Below are 19628 nucleotides of genomic sequence, written 5' to 3'. Positions count from 1 at the left end.
TCGGGCGCTACAGGTACATGGCAGGGCCCGACCGTTGGTCGGGCCACATCAGATTACAGGGTGCGCGGCACTTCGATACGCTCGAAGCACTCGATCTGGTCACCCGGCTTGACGTCGTTGTAGGCCTTCACCGCGATACCGCATTCGGTACCGTTGCGGACTTCCTCGACGTTCTCCTTGAAGCGGCGCAGCGATTCCAGTTCGCCTTCGAAGATCACCACGCTGTCGCGCAGCACGCGGATCGGCTTGTTGCGCTTGACCACGCCCTCGATGACCATCGAGCCGGCCACGGCGCCCAGCTTGGAGCTGCGGAACACGTCGCGGACCTCGGCAATACCGATGATCTCTTCGCGGATCTCCACGCCCAGCAGACCGGAGGCCACCTGCTTCACCTGGTCGATCACGTCATAGATGATCGAGAAGTAACGCAGGTCAACGCCGTTGGATTCGATGATGCGACGGGCCGAAGCATCCGCACGCACGTTGAAGCCGATGACGGTGGCCTTCGAAGCGGCCGCCGAATTGGCGTCCGATTCGGTGATGCCGCCCACGCCGGAGTGGATCACGTTGATGCGGATGTCTTCGTTGGACAGCGCGACCAGTGCCTGGCTCAGGGCCTGCACCGAACCCTGCACGTCGGCCTTGATGACCAGGTTGAGGACCTGCTGGCCCTCGCCCTTGCCCAGCGTCGCCATGATGTCTTCCATGCGGCTGCCAGCGGTGGCGACCAGGCGCGATTCACGACGCTTGGTCTCGCGCTGCTGGGCAACATCCTTGGCCAGGCGCTCGTCCTCGACGACCACGAAGTCGTCGCCGGCTTCCGGCACGCCGGACAGGCCCAGGACCTGCACCGGGATGGACGGGCCGGCGAATTCCGGCTGCTTGCCGGTTTCGTCAAACAGCGCACGCACGCGGCCGTACTGGATGCCGCACACCAGGTAGTCGCCCTTCTTCAGGCGGCCCTGCTGCACCAGCACGGTAGCGACCGGGCCGCGGCCCTTGTCCAGCGACGATTCGATCACCACGCCCGAGGCGCGGCCTTCGTCGACGGCCTTCAGTTCCAGCAGTTCGGCCTGCACCGACACCGCGTCCAGCAGATCGTCGATGCCCAGGCCGGTCTTGGCCGAGATCTCCACCATCTGGATGTCACCACCGAAGTCTTCGGCCACGACCTGCTCGGACAGCAGCTCGTTCTTGACCCGCATCGGGTCGGCGCCGGACTTGTCGATCTTGTTGATCGCCACGATCAGCGGCACACCCGCCGAACGGGCGTGCTGGATCGCTTCCTTGGTCTGCGGCATGACGCCGTCATCGGCCGCCACCACCAGCACCACGATGTCGGTCAGCTTGGCGCCGCGTGCACGCATCGAGGTGAACGCTGCGTGGCCCGGGGTATCCAGGAAGCTGATCACGCCCTTCGGCGTATCCACGTGGTAGGCGCCGATGTGCTGGGTGATGCCGCCGGCTTCGCCGGTAGCGACCTTGGTGCGACGGATGTAATCCAGCAGCGAGGTCTTGCCGTGGTCGACGTGGCCCATGATGGTGACCACCGGCGGACGCTGCACGGCTTCGCCCTGGTTTTCACCGGTCGAGGCCAGCAGTGCGTCTTCGGCGTCGTTGTCGTTGGCACGGATCGCCTTGTGGCCGAGTTCTTCGGTCACCAGCGCAGCGGTGTCGTGGTCGATGGACTGGGTGATGGTGGCCATCACGCCCATCTTGAACAGCGCCTTCACCACCTCGCCGCCCTTCAGCGCGAGCTTCTGCGCCAGGTCGGCCACGGTGATGGTTTCGCCGATCGCCACTTCACGCACCACCGGTGCGGTCGGACGCTCGAACGCGTGCGGGCCGGCATTGCTGCCACCGCGCGACATGTCGCGACGGCCACCGGCCTGGTTGCGGCCACCCGGACGACCCCGGGTGTTGCTGTTGTTGCTGTTGCCACGACGCGCACGATCGGCGGCCGACAGGTGCATCTGGCCGGCGAAACGGTCGCCCGGGCCACGCTCGTTGCGCGGCGCGCTGCGGTTGTTGCGGTCATCGTTGCGCGGCGGCGGCGGTGCACCACGCGGCGCTGCCGGAGCGGCGGCCGGGGTACGCGGCGGGCGCGGCGCGGTTTCATCGATCGGAGCACGCTTGGGCTTGCTGGCCGCCAGCGCCTCGGCCGCCTTGGCGGCAGCCGCAGCTTCTTCGGCAGCCTTCTTCTCGGCCTCTGCGCGTTCCTTGGCCGCAACCTCTTCCTCACGGGCACGGACGATGGCTTCGTCGCGCAGACGATCCTTCTCGGCCAGGGCCTGCTGTTCGGCGAGGTTGCGGGCACGCGACTCTTCCAGCTTGCGCAGGATGTCGGCGCGCTCTTCGTCCGGGGTCATGGCGCGAGCACCATCCTTGACGTAGGTGCGCTTCTGGCGCACCTCGACATTCACGGTCGTCTTGCTGCGACCGGAATTGACCGTCACTTCCTGCTGCTTCCGGCGGTTGAGCGTGATCTTCTTTGCAGACTGATCGGTCTCTTCCGGGGCCTGCTCGGGCTTGCCGTGCGAACGACGAAGGAAGCCCAGGAGCTTCACCTTCTCGGAGCTGGTCACGACCTGGTCGGGACCGCTGAACTTCATGCCGGCACCGGCCAGCTGTTCCAGCAGTTTTTCGACCGGCGTGTTGACCAGTTCGGCAAGCTTGCGGATGGTGGTTTGCTGCGACATTCGGATCCTATGATCTTGTGGGCGCCCCCCCGCATCTGGAGGTGGCGCGGATTCTACGCCCTGAGCGGCTCAGGGCCCTGTTCATTGCCGGCTCATTCGCCGCGTTCCAGTCGGGCGATCTCCTCGGCACGCGCGGCCAGGATCAGCGCCGCGGCGCGCTCCTGGTCCAGCCCTTCGATGCCGAAGTCCATGACCTCGTCGGCGGCCAGGTCGGAAAGCTCCTCGCTGGTACGCACGCCGTGGCCGGCCAGCGCATATGCGGTGGCTTCGTCCATGCCCTTCAGGGACAGCAGGTCCTGCGCCGGCTGGCCGTCTTCAAGGCCTTCTTCGACTGCCAGGGCCTCATTGAGCAGCGCATCGCGGGCACGAGCGCGCAGCTCTTCGACGATGTCTTCGTCGAAACCTTCCACGGCCAGCAGCTCGCCAACCGGGACATAAGCGATTTCCTCGACGGTGCCGAAGCCTTCGCTGACCAGGATGCCGGCGATTTCCTCGTCCACTTCCAGCTTGTCCATGAACAGCTGGCGGGCCGACGCCTGCTCGGCTTCCGACTTGGCGGTGACCTGGTCCTGGGTCATCACGTTGAGCTGCCAGCCGGTCAGGCGGCTGGCCAGGCGCACGTTCTGGCCGCCCTTGCCGATGGCCTGGGCCAGGCGGTCTTCAGCGACAGCCAGGTCCATCGAGTGCTTGTCTTCATCGACGATGATCGACTGCACTTCGGCCGGCGCCATCGCGTTGATGACGAAGTTGGCCGGGTTGTCGTTCCACAGCACGATGTCCACGCGCTCGCCATTGAGCTCGTTCGACACGGCCTGCACGCGCGAACCGCGCATGCCGATGCAGGCACCGATCGGATCGGTACGCTGGTCGTGGGCCAGCACGGCGATCTTGGCGCGGTCGCCCGGATCGCGGGCACAGGCCTTGATTTCCACCAGGCCCTGGCCGACTTCCGGCACTTCCAGCTTGAACAGCTCGATCATGAATTCCGGGGCGGCGCGGCTGATGAACAGCTGCGGGCCACGCGGCTCCGAGCGCACTTCGGCCAGGTAGCCGCGCACGCGGTCACCGGCGCGCAGCACGTCGCGCGGAATGCCCTTGTCCTTCGGAATGAAGCCTTCGGCGTTGCCGCCGAGGTCGACGTAGATGTTGCCGCGCTCGGCGCGCTTGACCACACCGGTGATCAGCTCGCCGACGCGATCCTTCCACGCATCCACCACCTGCTGGCGCTCGGCTTCGCGCACGCGCTGGACGATGACCTGCTTGGCGGCCTGGGCGGCGATGCGGCCGAAGTCCGGGTTTTCGATCTGCTCTTCGATGTAGTCGCCGACGTCCACGCCTTCGGCTTCATCGACGGCGTCCATCAGGCGGATCTGGCGGTCCGGCGATTCCATGACCACGTCATCGGCCACCACTTCCCAGCGGCGGTAGGTTTCGTAGCTGCCATCCTTGTGGTCGATGACCACGCGGGTCAGCACTTCCTCGTCGGGATAGCGCTTCTTCGCTGCCGAGGCCAAGGCGGCCTCGATGGCATCGAAGATCACTTCACGCGGCACGCCCTTCTCGTTGGCGACTGCGTCGACTACCAGCAACAGTTCCTTGCTCATTGGCTCACTCCGCGCGCGGCTTCTTTGCCGCCGGCTCGTTGGAAGAAGAATTCGGGTTCGGCTTCGGACGCTTCGGTGCCGGACCGGTCGGCTTGCTCGGGGCCAGCCCCAGCGCCACCCAGTCGGGCATGATCCGTGCCTTGTCGATGTTGTCAGCCGACACCACCACTTCGGTTTTGTCGACGATGAAGGTGATGGTGCCTGCGGCTTCGTCGGTCGCTTCGATGCGGCCCTGCAGACGACGACGATTGTCCTGCGGCAGCTTCAGCGTGACCTTGGCCGATTCGCCCTGGAGGCGGGCGAACTGCTCCAGGTTGAACAGCGGGCGGTCCACGCCCGGCGAAGACACTTCCAGCGTGTAGTTGCCGCTGATCGGGTCTTCAACGTCCAGCTGCGCCGAGACTTCGCGGCTGACCCGCTCGCAGTCGTCGACATTGATGATGCGCTCGGGCTGTTCAGCCAGCGGCACGTCGATGTAAAGGCGCAGGGTCGCACCGCCGGGGGCCGGCAGATACTCAACGCCCAGCAGCTCCAGGCCCAGCGACACAACGGTCGGGGCGAGCAGATTCGCGATGTCGGTTGCCTTGTCGCTCACAGCCTGCCTTGATCTCTTGGTTGGGTGCCGGCCTTGGCCGGCGTGAAAACATGACGCCCCGGAAACGACAAAGGGCCCGCTGGGCCCCTTTTCCGGAAAGACTCCGGTGACTGGATTCCGGTTGCAACCTGCATTGCCTGCCGGTTGCGGCCCTCCTTCCGGGTCCGGACTCCCGCCGGGAGGCCGCCTTCAGGGGTAGTGCTAGGCCGCTGATGATAGCGGCTGCACCGCACTGGTGCAAGGTGCGGGGTTACCCCGAAGCTTCCGCTGCGCTCGCCGGGCATGGCCCGGCGGACCGAGCACCGCCCCAAAGAAAAACGCCTCCGAAGCAGGACTTCGAAGGCGATCTCTTTACTTGGTAGCGGGGGCAGGATTTGAACCTGCGACCTTCGGGTTATGAGCCCGACGAGCTGCCAGACTGCTCCACCCCGCATCAGAAGCGGAATTATGAGTGATGGCTTCAAAAAATGCAAGCTTTCCCTCATTCATCAAGCCGGTTGGCGCCGGTTCGATGTTGGTAGCGGGGGCAGGATTTGAACCTGCGACCTTCGGGTTATGAGCCCGACGAGCTGCCAGACTGCTCCACCCCGCACCGGAAGTGTTTGAACTGCTGCCCTGCTCTTTCGAGGAGGGCTACCGCAACGATGTTCTGGCTGAACCGCTGCAGTGACAACTCAGGCTGCGCATATTACACGAATCGCGCAGCTTTGTGTCAACTTTTATGCAAGATGCGCAAATGCCTGCTGGCACCAGACCATGATCGGGTTCCAGGCGATACCCAGCGCCAGCAGCGCCAGTGCGTTCACGCCCAGCACCAGGCCCAGCACGCGGTCGTTGCTGCGCGGCATGGCCTCGCCCACCGGCTCATCGAAGTACATGACCTTGATGACGCGCAGGTAGTAGAAGCAGCCGACCACGGCACACAGCACGCCGAGGATGGCCAGCCACAGCAGGCCGCCGTTGACGGCCGCGCCAAGCACGGCCAGTTTGGTCCAGAAGCCCAGGAACGGCGGGATGCCAGCCAGCGACGCCATGATGCACAGCACCAGGCCGGCCATCCACGGGTTGCGGGCATTCAGGCCCTTGAAGTCCTCGATGTTCTCGGCTTCAAAACCGGCACGCGACAGCGCGATGATCGCGCCGAAAGCGGCGGTGGACATGATGGCGTAGGCCAGGGCGTAGAACAGCGCTGCCGCATAGCCCTGCGCGCCGCCACCGGCGATGCCCATCAGCAGGAAGCCGATGTGCGAGACGGTGGAGAACGCCAGCATGCGCTTGAGGTTGCTCTGCGCGATGGCCATCAGGTTGCCGATCACCAGCGAGACCGCGGCCAGGCCGGCGATCAGCAGCTGCAGCTCGGTGGACAGCGGGCCCACGCCCATTTCCAGCAGGCGGTAGGCCATGCCGAACGCGGCCAGCTTCGGCGCCGAGCTGATGAACAGCGCGATCGGCGCCGGCGCACCCTGGTACACGTCGGGCAGCCACATGTGGAACGGCGCGGCGCCGAGCTTGAAGGCGACGCCGGCGATCATGAACACCGCACCGGTGATCAGCAGCACGCGCTCTTCCGAGTGCGGAATGGCATCACGGATGACGTCCAGGTGCAGGCTGCCGGTGGCGCCGTAGATCAGCGACATGCCGTACAGCAGCAGGCCCGAGGCCAGCGAACCGAGCACGATGTACTTCATCGCCGCTTCCGAGGCCAGACCGCTGTCGCGGTTGCTGGCGACCAGGGCGTAGGAGCACAGCGCCAGCAGTTCCAGGCCCAGGTAGACCATCAGCAGGCTGCCGGCCGAGACCAGGATCATCATGCCGGCGGTGCCGAACAGGATCAGCACCGGGATCTCGCCCTGGAACAGGTTGCGGTCACGCAGGTAGCGCCAGCCATAGACCAGGGTCAGGCCGCTGAGCAGCACGATTCCGGTCTTCATCACGTCCGCGGCGGTATCGCGCACGAACATGCCATGGAAGACTTCGCCCTGCCCGCCCACGCCGGTGGCCAGCATGAACAGCACCACGGCCAGCGCAGCGAGCGAGAACAGGTGGGTGACGATCTTGTTCCGGTTGCTGACGAACAGGTCGAGGATCATCAGGGCGAAGGCGCTGCCGATCAGCACCAGCTCGGGAGCGAGCGGTGGCAGGTCGGCGGCGGTCAATGGCAGCAGCGGCGAGGTGGTCATCATCAAATCCTGGAATTACAGCAGCTTGCTGGATGCGATCTGCATGGCCAGCTTCGCGATCGAGGGCTCCATCAGGTCGGTCAGCGGCTTGGGGTAGATGCCCAGGGCCAGCACGCCGACGGCGAACACGCCCAGCACCAGCCATTCGCGGCCGTTGATGTCCTTCAGTTCGGCCACGTGGCTGTTGGCCACCTCGCCGAAGAAGATGCGCTTGTACAGCCACAGGGTGTAGGCCGCGCCAATGATCAGCGTGGTGGCCGCACCCAGCGCGATCCACGGATTACGCTGGAACGCCGACAGGATGACCATGAACTCACCGACGAAACCGCTGGTGCCCGGCAGGCCGGCATTGGCCATGAAGAACAGCATGGCGAAGGTGGCGAACCACGGCATCACGTTGACCACGCCGCCGTAATCGGCGATGCGGCGGCTGTGCATGCGGTCGTACAGCACGCCGACGCAGGAGAACATCGCGCCGGACACGAAGCCGTGCGAAATCATCTGCACCATGGCGCCCTGCAGGCCCAGGCGGGCCGCATCGGCGTTGCCGGCTTCACGCACCAGCCACAGGGCGATGAAGGTGCCCAGGGTGACAAAACCCATGTGCGCGATCGACGAATAGGCGATCAGCTTCTTCATGTCGTCCTGCACCAGGGCGACCAGGCCGACGTAGATCACTGCGATCAGCGACAGCGCGATCACCAGCCAGGCCCATTCCTGCGATGCGTCCGGGACGATCGGCAGGTTGAAGCGCAGGAAGCCGTAGCCACCGATCTTAAGCGCGATGGCGGCCAGGATCACCGAACCGGCGGTCGGCGCTTCCACGTGCGCGTCCGGCAGCCAGGTGTGGACCGGGAACATCGGCACCTTGACCGCAAAGGCGATCAGGAAAGCGAAGAAGATCCAGGTCTGTTCCTTGGCCGACAGCGGCAGTGCATACAGGTCGGCCAGCTGGAAGCTGCCGCCCTTCATGTACAGGTAGATCAGCGCCACCAGCATCAGCACCGAGCCGAGGAAGGTGTACAGGAAGAACTTCAGCGCAGCGTAGATGCGGCGCGGGCCGCCCCAGACACCGATGATCAGGAACATCGGGATCAGCATCGCTTCGAAGAACACGTAGAACAGCATCGCGTCCGTCGCGGCGAAGATGCCGACGGTGACGCCTTCCAGGATCAGGAAGGCGGCCACGTACTGGTTCACACGCTTGTCGATGGCGCTCCAGGCGCCGATCAGGGCAAGCACGCTGACCAGCGTGGTCAGCAGGATCAGCGCGATGGCAATGCCGTCCACGCCCAGGTTGTAGCCGATCTTGTACGCCGGGATCCAGGCATGGGTCTCGACGAACTGCAGGCCGTCGACACCCGGGTTGTAGCCGCTCAGCAGCGAAAGGCTTGCAACGAAGGTGAGGACCGCCACGCCCAGCGACGCCCAGCGGGCGGTCTGCGCATCACGGATCGCAAGGATCAGGGCGCCACCGATGATCGGCAGCCAGATGAGGACACTGAGTAGAGGCCAGTTCGACACGTCTTCTTATTCCGTACAGGTCATCAACGCAGGTAATGCATCAGCACGCCCAGCAGGGCAATCAGGCCGATGATCATCGCGAAGGCGTAGTGATAGAGGAAACCGGATTGGGTACGACGCAGCACGCCGGCTGCGACGTCCACAACACGTGCCGAGAGATTGACCACGCCGTCGACGATGTTGCTGTCGATCCAGCGCGAGACCTTGCCCAGCTTGACGCTGCCGCCGGCAAAGCCATCGATCCACAGCTTGTCGAAGCCGTACTTGTTTTCCAGCACCGAAACGATCGGGGCGAAGGCCTTGCGCGCCTTGCCCGACAGGTCCGGCTTCCACAGGTAGAACAGTGCAGCCAGCAGGAAGCCCGCAACGGTCAGGAAGAACGCAGGTGCCATCATGCCGTGCAGCGCGAAGGCGACCGGGCCGTGGAACTCTTCACCCAGGAAGCCGATGGTGTTCTTGGCCGGATCGTAGAAATCGACGATGCCGGTGAAGAACGTATGCGCCTGGCCCTTGATGGCGTCGTGCGCGTGGTGGCCGGCCCAGTCGGTGCCGTACAACATCGGACCAATGCTGAAGAAACCGATGGCGATCGACGGGATGGCCAGCAGGATCAGCGGCAGGGTCACCACCCACGGGGTTTCGTGCGGCTCATGCGGACCATGGCCATGGCCGTGGTCGTCGTGGTGCGCATCACCGTGGTGGGCGTCGGCGGCGTGGTGATCGTCATGACCGTGGCCATGGGCATGATCATCATGCGCGTCGCGGAAGCGTTCCTTGCCATGGAAGGTCAGGAACAGCAGGCGGAAGCTGTAGAAGCTGGTGACGATCACGCCACCCAGCACCGCCCAGTAGCCGTAGGTGGCCACCCAGTTGTTGGACAGGTGCGCGTGCAGCTCGGCCGCCTCGATGATGGTGTCCTTCGAGTAGAAGCCGGAGAAGAACGGCGTGCCGACCAGCGCCAGGGTACCGATCCACATGGTGATGAAGGTGATCGGCATGTACTTGCGCAGGCCGCCCATCTTGCGCATGTCCTGCTCGTGGTGCATCGCGATGATGACCGAGCCGGCACCCAGGAACAGCAGGGCCTTGAAGAAGGCGTGGGTCATCAGGTGGAACACGGCGGCCGAATAGGCCGACACGCCCAGGGCGACGGTCATGTAGCCCAGCTGCGACAGCGTGGAGTACGCGACGACGCGCTTGATGTCGTTCTGCACGATGCCGATCAGGCCGGTGAAGAACGCGGTGGTGGCACCGATGAACAGCACGAAGTTCAGCGCGGTCTGCGACAGCTCGAACAGCGGCGACATGCGGGTGACCATGAAGATACCGGCGGTCACCATGGTCGCGGCGTGGATCAGGGCCGAGATCGGGGTCGGGCCTTCCATCGAGTCCGGCAGCCACACGTGCAGCGGGACCTGGGCCGACTTGCCCATGGCGCCGATGAACAGGCAGATGCAGATGACGGTGGCGATCGACCAGATCACCGGCTCGTTGAGCAGCTGCATGCCGAGGATCGTGCCGTCCCAGATCTGCAGCTGGGCGCGCGGATCAGCCAGCATGCCGGCCTGCGAGAACACCTGCGAGTAGTCCAGGGTGCCGAACACCCACAGAACGCCGGCGATGCCCAGCAGGAAGCCGAAGTCACCGACGCGGTTGACCAGGAACGCCTTCATGTTGGCGAAGATCGCGGTCGGGCGCTTGAACCAGAAGCCGATCAGCAGGTACGACACCAGGCCCACCGCTTCCCAGCCGAAGAACAGCTGCAGGAAGTTGTTGCTCATCACCAGGGTGAGCATCGAGAAGGTGAACAGCGAGATGTAGCTGAAGAACCGCTGGTAGCCCGGGTCGTCCTGCATGTAGCCGATGGTGTAGATGTGGACCAGCAGCGACACGAAGGTCACCACCACCATCATCATCGCGGTCAGCTTGTCGACCATGAAGCCGACGTGGGCCGAGTACTGGCCAACCTCGAAGAACGTGTAGATGTTCTGGTTGAACGGCTGCGCGCCGCCCCACATCAGCTGGTAGAACGTGTACATCGACAGGCCGCAGGCAACTGCGACGCCGAGGATGGTGAGGGTCTGCGCGCCGAAGCGCTTGACCTGGCGACCGAACAGGCCGGCGATGATGCTGCCGAACAGCGGTGCAAGCACCACTGCGATCAACAGACTCTTGGAGAGAGTGATTTCCATCTGTGGATCAGCCCTTCAACGAATCGACTTCGCCGACATTGATCGTGCGGCGGGTGCGGAACAGGGTCACCAGGATCGCCAGGCCGATGGCGGCTTCCGCGGCGGCGACGGTCAGGATGAAGAACACGAACAGCTGGCCGGACGGGTCGCCCAGCTGGCGCGAGAAGCCGACGAAGTTGATGTTCACCGACAGCAGCATCAGCTCGATCGACATCAGCAGGACGATGACGTTCTTCCGGTTGAGGAAGATGCCGGCCAGGCTGATGGCGAACAGCACCGCGCCCAGCGCGAGGATATGGCCCAGCGTGATCATGCCTTGGTCTCCTCTTCGCCTGCGGCAGGCGTGTTGTTGCTGTGGACCACCGGCTGTTCGGCATCCATCTTGACCATGCGCAGGCGCTGGTCGGCCTTGACCATGGTCTGCTCGCCCGGGTTCTGGCTCTTCACACCGGTGCGGCGACGCAGGGTCAGCATCACGGCGGCAACCACGGCCACGGTCAGGATGACGGCGGCGAACTCGAACGGCAGCAGGTATTCGGTGAACAGCGTGCGCGCCAGCCAAGTGATGTTGGAGCTGTCGGCGGCGATCGCGGCGGCGTTGTCGGCCGGGAACGGGTTGACCGCCCTGCCCTTCACGCCGATCAGGATCAGCATCTGCACCAGCATCGCCACGGCCACGATCAGGCCGACCGGCAGGTAGCGCACCCAGCCTTCACGCATCTTGGTGGGATCGATGTCCAGCATCATCACCACGAACAGGAACAGCACCATCACCGCACCGACGTACACCAGCACCAGCGCCACGCCGAGGAACTCGGCGCCCACCAGCAGCCACACGCAGGCAATGGAGAAGAAGGTCAGCACCAGGCACAGCACGGCGTGAACCGGGTTGCGCACGCTGATCACCGCACCGGCCGAAACCGTTGCCGCGATGGCGAACACCCAGAAAGCGATATTTACCCAATCCATCTCTCGACCTCAGCGGTAAGCGGCGTCGGCGGCACGACGCTCGGCGATCTCGTTTTCGAGACGATCGCCAAGGGCCAGCAGCTGCGGCTTGGTAACGATGTTTTCGCCACGGTTCTCGAAGTGGTACTCGAGGATGTGGGTTTCGACGATCGAGTCCACCGGGCAGCTTTCTTCACAGAAGCCGCAGAAGATGCACTTGAACAGGTCGATGTCGTAGCGGGTGGTACGGCGGGTGCCGTCCTCGCGCTTGGCCGAGTCGATGGTGATGGCCAGCGCCGGGCACACCGCTTCGCACAGCTTGCAGGCGATGCAGCGCTCTTCGCCGTTGGGGTAACGGCGCAGCGCGTGCAGGCCACGGAAGCGCGGCGACTGCGGGAACTTCTCCATCGGGTACATCATCGTGTACTTCGGCTTGAAGCTGTACTTCAGCGTCAGCCAAAGACCGGCCAGCAGTTCGAGCAGCAGCAGGCTCTTGAAGTAATGGGTAATCCTGTTCATCACTTAGACGCCCTTTTGAATCACGCCGAAGAACACCATGACGGCGGTAACCGCGATCCACAGAATGGCCAGCGGGATGAAGACCTTCCAGCCCAGGCGCATGATCTGGTCATAGCGGAAGCGCGGGAAGCTGGCACGGAACCAGATGTAGGCACTGGCGAAGAAGAACACCTTGACGAACAGCCACGGTGCACCGCCCTTCCAGATCCAGTCGACCAGCGGCGAGACATCACCGAAGTTGACCCAGCCCTGGACCGGACTCAGCCAGCCGCCGAGGAAGAAGATCGAAATCAGGAAGCTGATCAGGATCATGTTCGCGTATTCGGCCAGGAAGAACAGCGCGAACGCGCCGCCGGAGTACTCGACCATGTGGCCGGCCACGATTTCCGACTCGCCTTCCACCACGTCGAACGGCGCGCGGTTGGTTTCAGCCACGCCCGACACCCAGTAGATGACGAACAGCGGGAACAGCGGCAGCAGGAACCAGTCGAAGAAGCCGGAGCTGCCGGCCTGCGCCATCACGATGTTGCTCAGGTTCAGGCTGCCGGCAGCGATCATCACGCCGACCAGCGCGAAGCCCATCGCGATTTCGTAGCTGATCATCTGCGCCGAGGCGCGCATCGCACCCAGGAACGCGTACTTCGAGTTGGAGGCCCAACCGGCCAGGATGATGCCGTAGATGCCCAGCGAGGTCATCGCCAGCAGGTACAGCAGGCCGGCGTTGGCATTGGACAGCACGATCTGCGAATCGAAGGGCACCACCGACCAGGCCGCGAAGGCCGGCGCCAGGGTGATCAGCGGCGCCAGCAGGTAGATCGCCTTGTTGGCGCTGCTCGGCTGGACCACTTCCTTGAACAGCAGCTTGAAGACGTCGGCGAAGGCCTGGAAGATGCCCATGCCCACGTACATCGGGCCGTGGCGGACGTGCATCCAGCCGATCAGCTTGCGTTCCCAGACCACGTAGAAGGCCACCGAGACGATCACCGGCACGGTGATCACCAGGATCTTCAGGATGATCCAGATCAGCGCGCCGATGTCACCGAGGCCAAGCAGCCACTGGTGCAGCGGGTCGACCGCGTTCAACAGCAATTCGTTCATGCAGCCACCACCGATACGCGAGCGGCACCCAGCGGCGCGGTCGCGCCGTGGCCCGATTCAATCCAGACCGAACCCGCAGCGACGCGGGCGTCGACCACCACCGGCAGGGTGGCCTTGCCGGCATCGGTGCCGACCTTGGCCATCTGCCCTTCCTGCAGCTGCAGGCGAGCGGCATCGTCAGCGTTGAGCACGATGCGCGGGGCGTTGTTGAGCGGATGCGACTGCAGCGCCGGAGCGCGACGGACCACCGCATCGGTGCGGTAGATCGCGGCGGTCGAAGCCACTTCCAGGCCTTCGCCGGCAACGGCCGGCTGCGCGGAGGCAGCCACGGCGACCGACACCGGCGCCAGGCTGGCACGCAGGCCGGCCAGGTCGGTGAAGTCGAAACCGGCCAGCGCCATGTCGCCGCCCAGGGCACGCAGCACGCGCCAGCCCTCACGGGCCTCGCCCGGCAGCTTGCCGCCGGCACGCGCCGACTGCTCGCGACCATCGAGGTTGGTCAGGGTGGCGTCGATTTCCGGCAGCGCACCGATCGGCAGGATCACGTCGGCAACATCGCGGGTCGAGGTGCAGGCGAACTGGCTGAAGGCCACCACCTGGGCACCGGCCAGCGCCTTGCGCGCGGCCGGCGCGTCGGCGAAGTCCAGGCCCGGCTCCAGGCCGTACACCACGTAGGCCTGGCGCGGCTGCGCCAGCATCGCGGCGACGTCCTTGCCGGCCGGCAGCACGCCGGCGCGGGTCAGGCCAATGGCATTCGCGCCCTGCGGGATGCGGCACAGCTTGGCACCGGTGGCGGCAGCGAAGTCACGCGCAGCGGCGCGGATCGCGGCAGCCTGCGGGTGGTTCTCGGCGATGCCACCGACGATCAGCACGGTGTTGTTGCCGCCCTGCACTGCCGAACGCAGCTCGGCGTTGGCCAGTGCGTCGACGAACTTCGACGGCGCGACGATCTGCTTGCCGGCAATGCTGAAGGCGAAGTCGAAGTCCACCGGGTTGACGACGTGGATCTTGGCGCCGTTGGTGGTCTGCGCCTTGCGCAGGCGGGCGTGCAGCAGCGGCAGTTCGTGGCGGATGTTGCTGCCCAGAACGACGATGCGGTCGGCGCCTTCGATTTCGGCCAGCGGCAGGCCGAACACTTCGGCGGTTGCGGCGTCGGAGAAATCGCGGTTGTTGATGCGGTGGTCGATGTTGCTCGAGCCCAGGCCCTTGGCCAGGCGGGCCAGCAGCGCGCCTTCCTCGTTCGAGGTGGACGGGTGCACCAGCACGCCCAGGTTGTCGCCCTGGTTGGCCTTGAGGATCTCGGCGGCTGCGGCCAGGCCTTCGGCCCAGCTCACTTCCTTCCACTCGCCATTGACCTTGCGCAGCGGCTTGACCGCACGGTCTTCGCTGTACAGGCCCTGGTGCGAGTAGCGGTCGCGGTCGGACAGCCAGCACTCGTTGACGGCTTCGTTGTCACGCGGCACGGTACGCAGCACTTCGCCGCGACGTACATGCAGGAACAGGTTCGAACCCATCGCGTCGTGGTAGCCCAGCGATTCGCGCGCGGTCAGTTCCCACGGGCGGGCGCGGAACTGGAACACCTTGTTGGTCAGCGCACCGACCGGGCAGACGTCGACGACGTTGCCCGACAGTTCGGTGGTCAGCGGCTTGCCGTCGTAGGTACCGATCTGCAGGTTCTCGCCACGGTACATGCCACCCAGTTCATAGGTGCCAGCCACGTCGGCGGTGAAGCGCACGCAGCGGGTGCACTGGATGCAGCGGGTCATCTCGGTGGCGACCAGCGGGCCCATGTCTTCGTCGGGCACCACGCGCTTGCGCTCGTTGAAGCGGCTGACCGAACGGCCGTAGCCCAGCGACACGTCCTGCAGCTCGCACTCGCCGCCCTGATCGCAGATCGGGCAGTCCAGCGGGTGGTTGATGAGCAGGAACTCCATCACCGAGCGCTGGAACTTCAGTGCCTTCTCGCTGCGGGTGGCGACCTTCATGCCGTCCATCACCGGCGTGGCGCAGGCCGGCGCCGGCTTCGGCGACTTCTCCACGTCCACCAGGCACATGCGGCAGTTGGCGGCGATCGGCAGCTTCTCGTGGTAGCAGAAGCGCGGAATGGAGATGCCGGCCTTGTCGGCGGCCTGGATGATCATCGAGCCCTTGGGCACGACCAGCGACTTGCCATCGATCTCGATGGTGACGTGATCGGGTGGGACGCTCGGATTTACGGGTTGCGCGCTCATGCAGCGGCTGCCTCCACCTTCTTGCCGTCAACCATCGAATGACCGTTGACGATGTAGTACTCGAACTCGTCCCAGAACTGGCGCAGGAAGCCCTGGATGGGCCATGCAGCCGCTTCGCCGAACGCACAGATGGTGTGGCCTTCGATCTGGCCGGCCACCGCCTTCAGCTGGTGCAGGTCTTCCATCGTCGCCTTGCCGGCGACGATGCGCTCCAGCACGCGGTGCATCCAGCCGGTGCCTTCACGGCACGGGGTGCACTGGCCACAGGATTCCTTGTGGAAGAACTGGCTGATGCGGCAGGCGAACTTGACGCAGCACACGCTGTCATCCAGCACCACGACGGCACCCGAACCCAGGCCCGAGCCCAGTGCGCGGATGGTGTCGTAGTCCATCGGCAGGCCCTTCAGCTCGGCCGCGGTCAGCACCGGCATCGACACGCCGCCCGGAATCGCGCCCTTCAGGGTGCGGCCCGGACGCAGGCCACCGGCCATTTCCAGCAGGTCGTCGAAGGTGGTGCCCAGCGGCACTTCGAAGTTGCCGCCGTTCTGCACGCAGCCGGACACCGAGAAGCACTTCGGGCCGCCGTTGCCGGTCAGGCTCAGGCCCTTGAACCACTCCGGACCGTTGCGGATGATCGCCGGCACCGAACCGTAGGTTTCGGTGTTGTTGATCGTCGACGGCTTGCCGTACAGGCCGAAGTTCGCCGGGAACGGCGGCTTGTAGCGCGGCTGGCCCTTCTTGCCTTCCAGCGATTCCATCAGTGCGGTTTCTTCGCCGCAGATGTACGCGCCGGCGCCCAGGGCACCGTAGATGTCGATGTCCACGCCCGAGCCCATCACGTTCTTGCCCAGCCAGCCGTTCGCATAGGCATCGGCCAGGGCCTGCTCGAAGTGCTCGAACGGCTCGTGGTGGAACTCACCGCGCAGGTAGTTGTAGCCCACGGTCGAACCGGTGGCGTAGCAGGCAATGGCCATGCCCTCCACCACCGAATGCGGGTTGTAGCGCAGGATGTCGCGATCCTTGCAGGTGCCCGGCTCGGATTCGTCCGAGTTGCAGAGGATGTACTTCTGCATGTTGCCCTTGGGCATGAAGGACCACTTCAGGCCGGTCGGGAAGCCAGCGCCACCGCGGCCGCGCAGGCCCGAGGCCTTGACCATCTCGATGACCTGCTCGGGCGGGATCTTCTCTTCGAGGATCTTGCGCAGGGCGGCGTAGCCACCGGTCTTGAGGTAGCTTTCGTACGACCACGGGGTGTCGTAATGCAGGGTGGTGTAGACCACCTGGTGCGGCAGCGGCGCGGGGCCGACCGGACCCTTGGATTCGTGGTGATGTGCCATGCCCTTACTCCAGCCCGTCCAGCAGCTCGTCGACCTTTTCCAGGGTCAGACGCTCATGGTAGTGACCGTTGATGACCATCATCGGCGCGCCACCACAGCCAGCCAGGCACTCTTCCTCGCGCTTGAGGTAGACGCGGCCGTCCGGGGTCGATTCACCGTGCTTGATGCCCAGCTTCTTCTCGCAATGGCGCACGATGTCTTCGGCGCCATTGAGCCAGCAGCTGATGTTGGTGCAGATGGCCACGTTGTTGCGGCCCACCTTCTCGGTCTCGAACATCGAGTAGAAGCTGGCCACTTCGTAGGCCCACACCGGCGGCAGGTCCAGGTACTTGGCCACGCCGGCGATCAGTTCGTCGGTCAGCCAGCCCTCGTTCTGCTCCTGGGCCGCATGCAGGCCCTGCAGCACGGCAGAGCGCTTGCGGTCCGGCGGGAACTTGGACAGCCAGTGATCGATGTGAGCGCGGGTCTTGTCGCTCAGCACCACCATCGGGTCGACGTCGCGCGCCGCCTCGAAATTACCTGTCGCCTTCATCGGCCGACCTCAGCGAAATGCATAACGTGAAATTGCAGAAACTGCGGCGCCGGCTTGCGCCGGCTGCCTGCAGCGGGCGTTGGCGTGGCTGACGGCATTACCGGTCAACCTCGCCGAACACCAGATCGTAGGTACCGATCATGGCCACCACGTCGGCCAGCATGTGGCCGCGCACGATCGAATCGATCGAGGACAGGTGGGCAAAGCCCGGTGCACGCAGGTGCACGCGGAACGGCTTGTTGGCGCCATCGGAGACCAGGTAGCAGCCGAACTCACCCTTCGGGGCTTCCACCGCCGAGTAGGTCTCGCCGGCCGGCACGCAGTAGCCTTCGCTGAACAGCTTGAAGTGGTGGATCAGCGCTTCCATGTCGTCCTTCATGTCCTCGCGCTTGGGCGGAGCGACCTTGAAGTTCTTCACCATCACCGGGCCCGGGTTGGCCTTCAGCCACGCCACGCACTGCTTGATGATGCGGTTGGATTCGCGCATTTCGGCAACGCGGACCAGGTAACGGTCATAGCAGTCGCCTTCCTTGCCCAGCGGGATGTCGAAATCGACGGCATCGTACTTGGCGTACGGGCGCTTCTTGCGCAGGTCCCAGGCAACGCCCGAGCCGCGCAGCATCACGCCGGTCATGCCCCACTGGTGGGCCAGTTCCGGGCTGACCACGCCGATGCCGACCGTACGCTGCTTCCAGATACGGTTGTCGGTCAGCAGGGTTTCGTATTCATCGATGCGCTTGGGGAACTCGACGGTGAAGTTCTCCAGGAAGTCGAGCAGCGAGCCTTCGCGCGAAGCATTGAGCTGCTTCAGCGCCTTGCCCTTGTGCCAGCGCGACTCCTTGTACTTCGGCATGTGGTCCGGCAGGTCGCGGTAGACACCGCCCGGACGGTAGTACGCCGCGTGCATGCGCGCGCCGGAGACCGCTTCATAGCAGTCCATCAGTTCTTCGCGCTCGCGGAAGGCGTACAGCATCACCGCCATAGCACCCAGGTCGAGTGCGTTGGAGCCCAGCCACATCAGGTGGTTGAGGATGCGGGTGATTTCGTCGTACATGGTGCGGATGTACTGCGCACGCTCCGGCGCTTCGATACCCATCAGGGTCTCGATCGCGCGCACGTAGGCGTGCTCGTTGCACATCATCGACACGTAATCCAGGCGATCCATGTAGCCGATCGACTGGTTGAACGGCTTGGATTCGGCCAGCTTTTCGGTACCACGATGCAGCAGACCCACGTGCGGGTCGGCGCGCATGATGGTTTCGCCGTCCATTTCCAGGATCAGGCGCAGCACACCGTGCGCGGCCGGATGCTGCGGGCCGAAGTTCATGGTGTAGTTGCGGATTTCCTGCCGTGCTTCGGCCGGATTGCTCGCGAACGCTTCGCGGGCCTGGTGGAACTCGCTCACTTCACTGCCTCCTGCGCGCGCTCACCTTCTGCGGTCTGCAGACGGGCGTCGTCACGGATCACGCGCGGCACGCCGACGCGCGGCTCCACCGAGGTGACCGGTTCGTAGATCACGCGCTTCTTTTCTTCGTCGTAGCGGACTTCGACATTGCCGATCAGCGGGAAGTCCTTGCGGAACGGATGGCCGACGAAACCGTAGTCGGTCAGGATCCGGCGCAGGTCCGGGTGGCCTTCGAAGATCACGCCGTACAGGTCGAACGCTTCGCGCTCGAACCAGTTCAGGCCCGGCCAGATGCCGGTCAGCGAGGACACCACCGGCAGTGCTTCGTCAGGGGCGAAGCAGCGCAGGTGCATCATCAGGTTGTGCTGGTACGAACGCAGCTGGGCGACCACGGCGAAACGCTGGGTCGGCATGTGCTGCGGGCGGGCGCCGTCGGCACCGTTTTCCTCGGTGGGGAATTCACCCCACGCGAAACGGCCCTGGGCCTTGCCTTCGACACCGCGGCTGAAGCCCTGCGAGGACACGTCAGCGGTGTCCCATTCGTCGGAGCCATAGCCGAGGTAATCGACGCCGCAGAGATCCACGGCCTGCTCGAAACCAAACTCGTCACGCAGCGCCAGGGCGGTGGCGTGCCACTCGGCGGCAGGCACTTCCAGCGTCACTTCGCCGCGGGGTTCGACCACGATGACCTTCGCACCTGCGAAACGTGCGGAGAGTCGGTCGATGAAGGATGCTTGCTCTGCCATGGGGGCTTGGCGCGCTCT

The 19628-nt window shown here is 64.8% G+C and carries 15 protein-coding genes and 2 tRNA genes; all 17 read right to left on the bottom strand.

Going from position 1 to position 19628, the window contains the following annotated elements; all coding sequences use genetic code 11:
- Positions 1–53: 53 nt before the first annotated feature.
- The gene (infB, locus tag LZ605_RS22100; protein ID WP_249843345.1) at positions 54–2699 is read right to left on the bottom strand and encodes a translation initiation factor IF-2; all 2646 of its coding nucleotides are present in this window, start codon (positions 2697–2699) and stop codon (positions 54–56) included.
- A 92-nt stretch (positions 2700–2791) separates the two neighbouring features.
- A complete protein-coding gene (gene nusA, locus LZ605_RS22095; protein ID WP_107231059.1) occupies positions 2792–4303 on the bottom strand; it encodes a transcription termination factor NusA in 1512 nt (503 codons plus the stop codon).
- A gap of 4 nt (positions 4304–4307) precedes the next feature.
- Positions 4308–4898 carry a ribosome maturation factor RimP gene (rimP, locus tag LZ605_RS22090; RefSeq protein ID WP_249843344.1) on the bottom strand — a complete coding sequence of 197 codons (591 nt, stop codon included), beginning with the start codon at positions 4896–4898 and terminating at the stop codon, positions 4308–4310.
- A gap of 356 nt (positions 4899–5254) precedes the next feature.
- A tRNA-Met gene (locus LZ605_RS22085) sits at positions 5255–5331 on the bottom strand.
- Positions 5332–5413: 82 nt separating this feature from the next.
- Positions 5414–5490: transfer RNA gene (locus LZ605_RS22080), tRNA-Met, on the bottom strand.
- 127 nt (positions 5491–5617) lie between these two features.
- Positions 5618–7078, bottom strand: coding sequence for an NADH-quinone oxidoreductase subunit NuoN (nuoN, locus tag LZ605_RS22075; RefSeq protein ID WP_249843343.1), 1461 nt, complete (start codon positions 7076–7078; stop codon positions 5618–5620).
- Between the two features lie 15 nt (positions 7079–7093).
- Complete coding sequence (locus tag LZ605_RS22070) at positions 7094–8602, bottom strand: NADH-quinone oxidoreductase subunit M (protein ID WP_249843342.1); 1509 nt, start codon at positions 8600–8602, stop codon at positions 7094–7096.
- A gap of 23 nt (positions 8603–8625) precedes the next feature.
- Positions 8626–10794, bottom strand: a complete 2169-nt coding sequence (gene nuoL, locus LZ605_RS22065; RefSeq protein WP_249843341.1) for an NADH-quinone oxidoreductase subunit L — start codon at positions 10792–10794, stop codon at positions 8626–8628.
- Between the two features lie 7 nt (positions 10795–10801).
- Positions 10802–11107, bottom strand: a complete 306-nt coding sequence (nuoK, locus tag LZ605_RS22060) for an NADH-quinone oxidoreductase subunit NuoK (RefSeq protein ID WP_005417921.1) — start codon at positions 11105–11107, stop codon at positions 10802–10804.
- On the bottom strand, positions 11104–11763 hold the full coding sequence (locus LZ605_RS22055; RefSeq protein WP_249843340.1) for an NADH-quinone oxidoreductase subunit J: 660 nt from the start codon (positions 11761–11763) through the stop codon (positions 11104–11106). The genes nuoK and LZ605_RS22055 overlap by 4 nt, the downstream gene beginning before the upstream one ends.
- 9 nt (positions 11764–11772) lie before the next feature.
- Positions 11773–12261, bottom strand: coding sequence for an NADH-quinone oxidoreductase subunit NuoI (gene nuoI, locus LZ605_RS22050; RefSeq protein ID WP_005410456.1), 489 nt, complete (start codon positions 12259–12261; stop codon positions 11773–11775).
- A gap of 3 nt (positions 12262–12264) precedes the next feature.
- Complete coding sequence (nuoH, locus tag LZ605_RS22045; RefSeq protein WP_107231065.1) at positions 12265–13359, bottom strand: NADH-quinone oxidoreductase subunit NuoH; 1095 nt, start codon at positions 13357–13359, stop codon at positions 12265–12267.
- A complete protein-coding gene (nuoG, locus tag LZ605_RS22040; RefSeq protein WP_249843339.1) occupies positions 13356–15590 on the bottom strand; it encodes an NADH-quinone oxidoreductase subunit NuoG in 2235 nt (744 codons plus the stop codon). Before nuoG ends, nuoH begins: the two co-directional genes overlap by 4 nt.
- The gene (gene nuoF, locus LZ605_RS22035) at positions 15587–16927 is read right to left on the bottom strand and encodes an NADH-quinone oxidoreductase subunit NuoF (protein ID WP_108750220.1); all 1341 of its coding nucleotides are present in this window, start codon (positions 16925–16927) and stop codon (positions 15587–15589) included. The genes nuoG and nuoF overlap by 4 nt, the downstream gene beginning before the upstream one ends.
- 4 nt (positions 16928–16931) lie before the next feature.
- A complete protein-coding gene (gene nuoE / locus LZ605_RS22030) occupies positions 16932–17459 on the bottom strand; it encodes an NADH-quinone oxidoreductase subunit NuoE (protein ID WP_006381132.1) in 528 nt (175 codons plus the stop codon).
- Between the two features lie 97 nt (positions 17460–17556).
- Positions 17557–18864, bottom strand: coding sequence for an NADH-quinone oxidoreductase subunit D (locus LZ605_RS22025; RefSeq protein ID WP_049429534.1), 1308 nt, complete (start codon positions 18862–18864; stop codon positions 17557–17559).
- Positions 18861–19610, bottom strand: a complete 750-nt coding sequence (locus tag LZ605_RS22020) for an NADH-quinone oxidoreductase subunit C (protein ID WP_005410462.1) — start codon at positions 19608–19610, stop codon at positions 18861–18863. The genes LZ605_RS22025 and LZ605_RS22020 overlap by 4 nt, the downstream gene beginning before the upstream one ends.
- Between the last annotated feature and the right edge of the window lie 18 nt (positions 19611–19628).

This window comes from Stenotrophomonas maltophilia (assembly GCF_023518235.1).
GTDB lineage: Bacteria > Pseudomonadota > Gammaproteobacteria > Xanthomonadales > Xanthomonadaceae > Stenotrophomonas.
Note: the sequence above shows the minus strand (reverse complement) of the source record. Positions and strands in the feature narration are given on the sequence as shown.

Coding starts and splice junctions, on each gene's coding strand:
- LZ605_RS22055 (WP_249843340.1), bottom strand. CDS start 11,763: ATGGATTGGGTAAATATCGCTTTCTGGGTGTTCGCCATCGCGGCAACG.
- nuoH (WP_107231065.1), bottom strand. CDS start 13,359: ATGAACGAATTGCTGTTGAACGCGGTCGACCCGCTGCACCAGTGGCTG.
- nuoE (WP_006381132.1), bottom strand. CDS start 17,459: ATGAAGGCGACAGGTAATTTCGAGGCGGCGCGCGACGTCGACCCGATG.
- nuoI (WP_005410456.1), bottom strand. CDS start 12,261: ATGAACAGGATTACCCATTACTTCAAGAGCCTGCTGCTGCTCGAACTG.
- nuoF (WP_108750220.1), bottom strand. CDS start 16,927: ATGGCACATCACCACGAATCCAAGGGTCCGGTCGGCCCCGCGCCGCTG.
- infB (WP_249843345.1), bottom strand. CDS start 2,699: ATGTCGCAGCAAACCACCATCCGCAAGCTTGCCGAACTGGTCAACACG.
- nuoL (WP_249843341.1), bottom strand. CDS start 10,794: ATGGAAATCACTCTCTCCAAGAGTCTGTTGATCGCAGTGGTGCTTGCA.
- LZ605_RS22020 (WP_005410462.1), bottom strand. CDS start 19,610: ATGGCAGAGCAAGCATCCTTCATCGACCGACTCTCCGCACGTTTCGCA.
- nuoG (WP_249843339.1), bottom strand. CDS start 15,590: ATGAGCGCGCAACCCGTAAATCCGAGCGTCCCACCCGATCACGTCACC.
- nuoK (WP_005417921.1), bottom strand. CDS start 11,107: ATGATCACGCTGGGCCATATCCTCGCGCTGGGCGCGGTGCTGTTCGCC.
- nuoN (WP_249843343.1), bottom strand. CDS start 7,078: ATGACCACCTCGCCGCTGCTGCCATTGACCGCCGCCGACCTGCCACCG.
- nusA (WP_107231059.1), bottom strand. CDS start 4,303: ATGAGCAAGGAACTGTTGCTGGTAGTCGACGCAGTCGCCAACGAGAAG.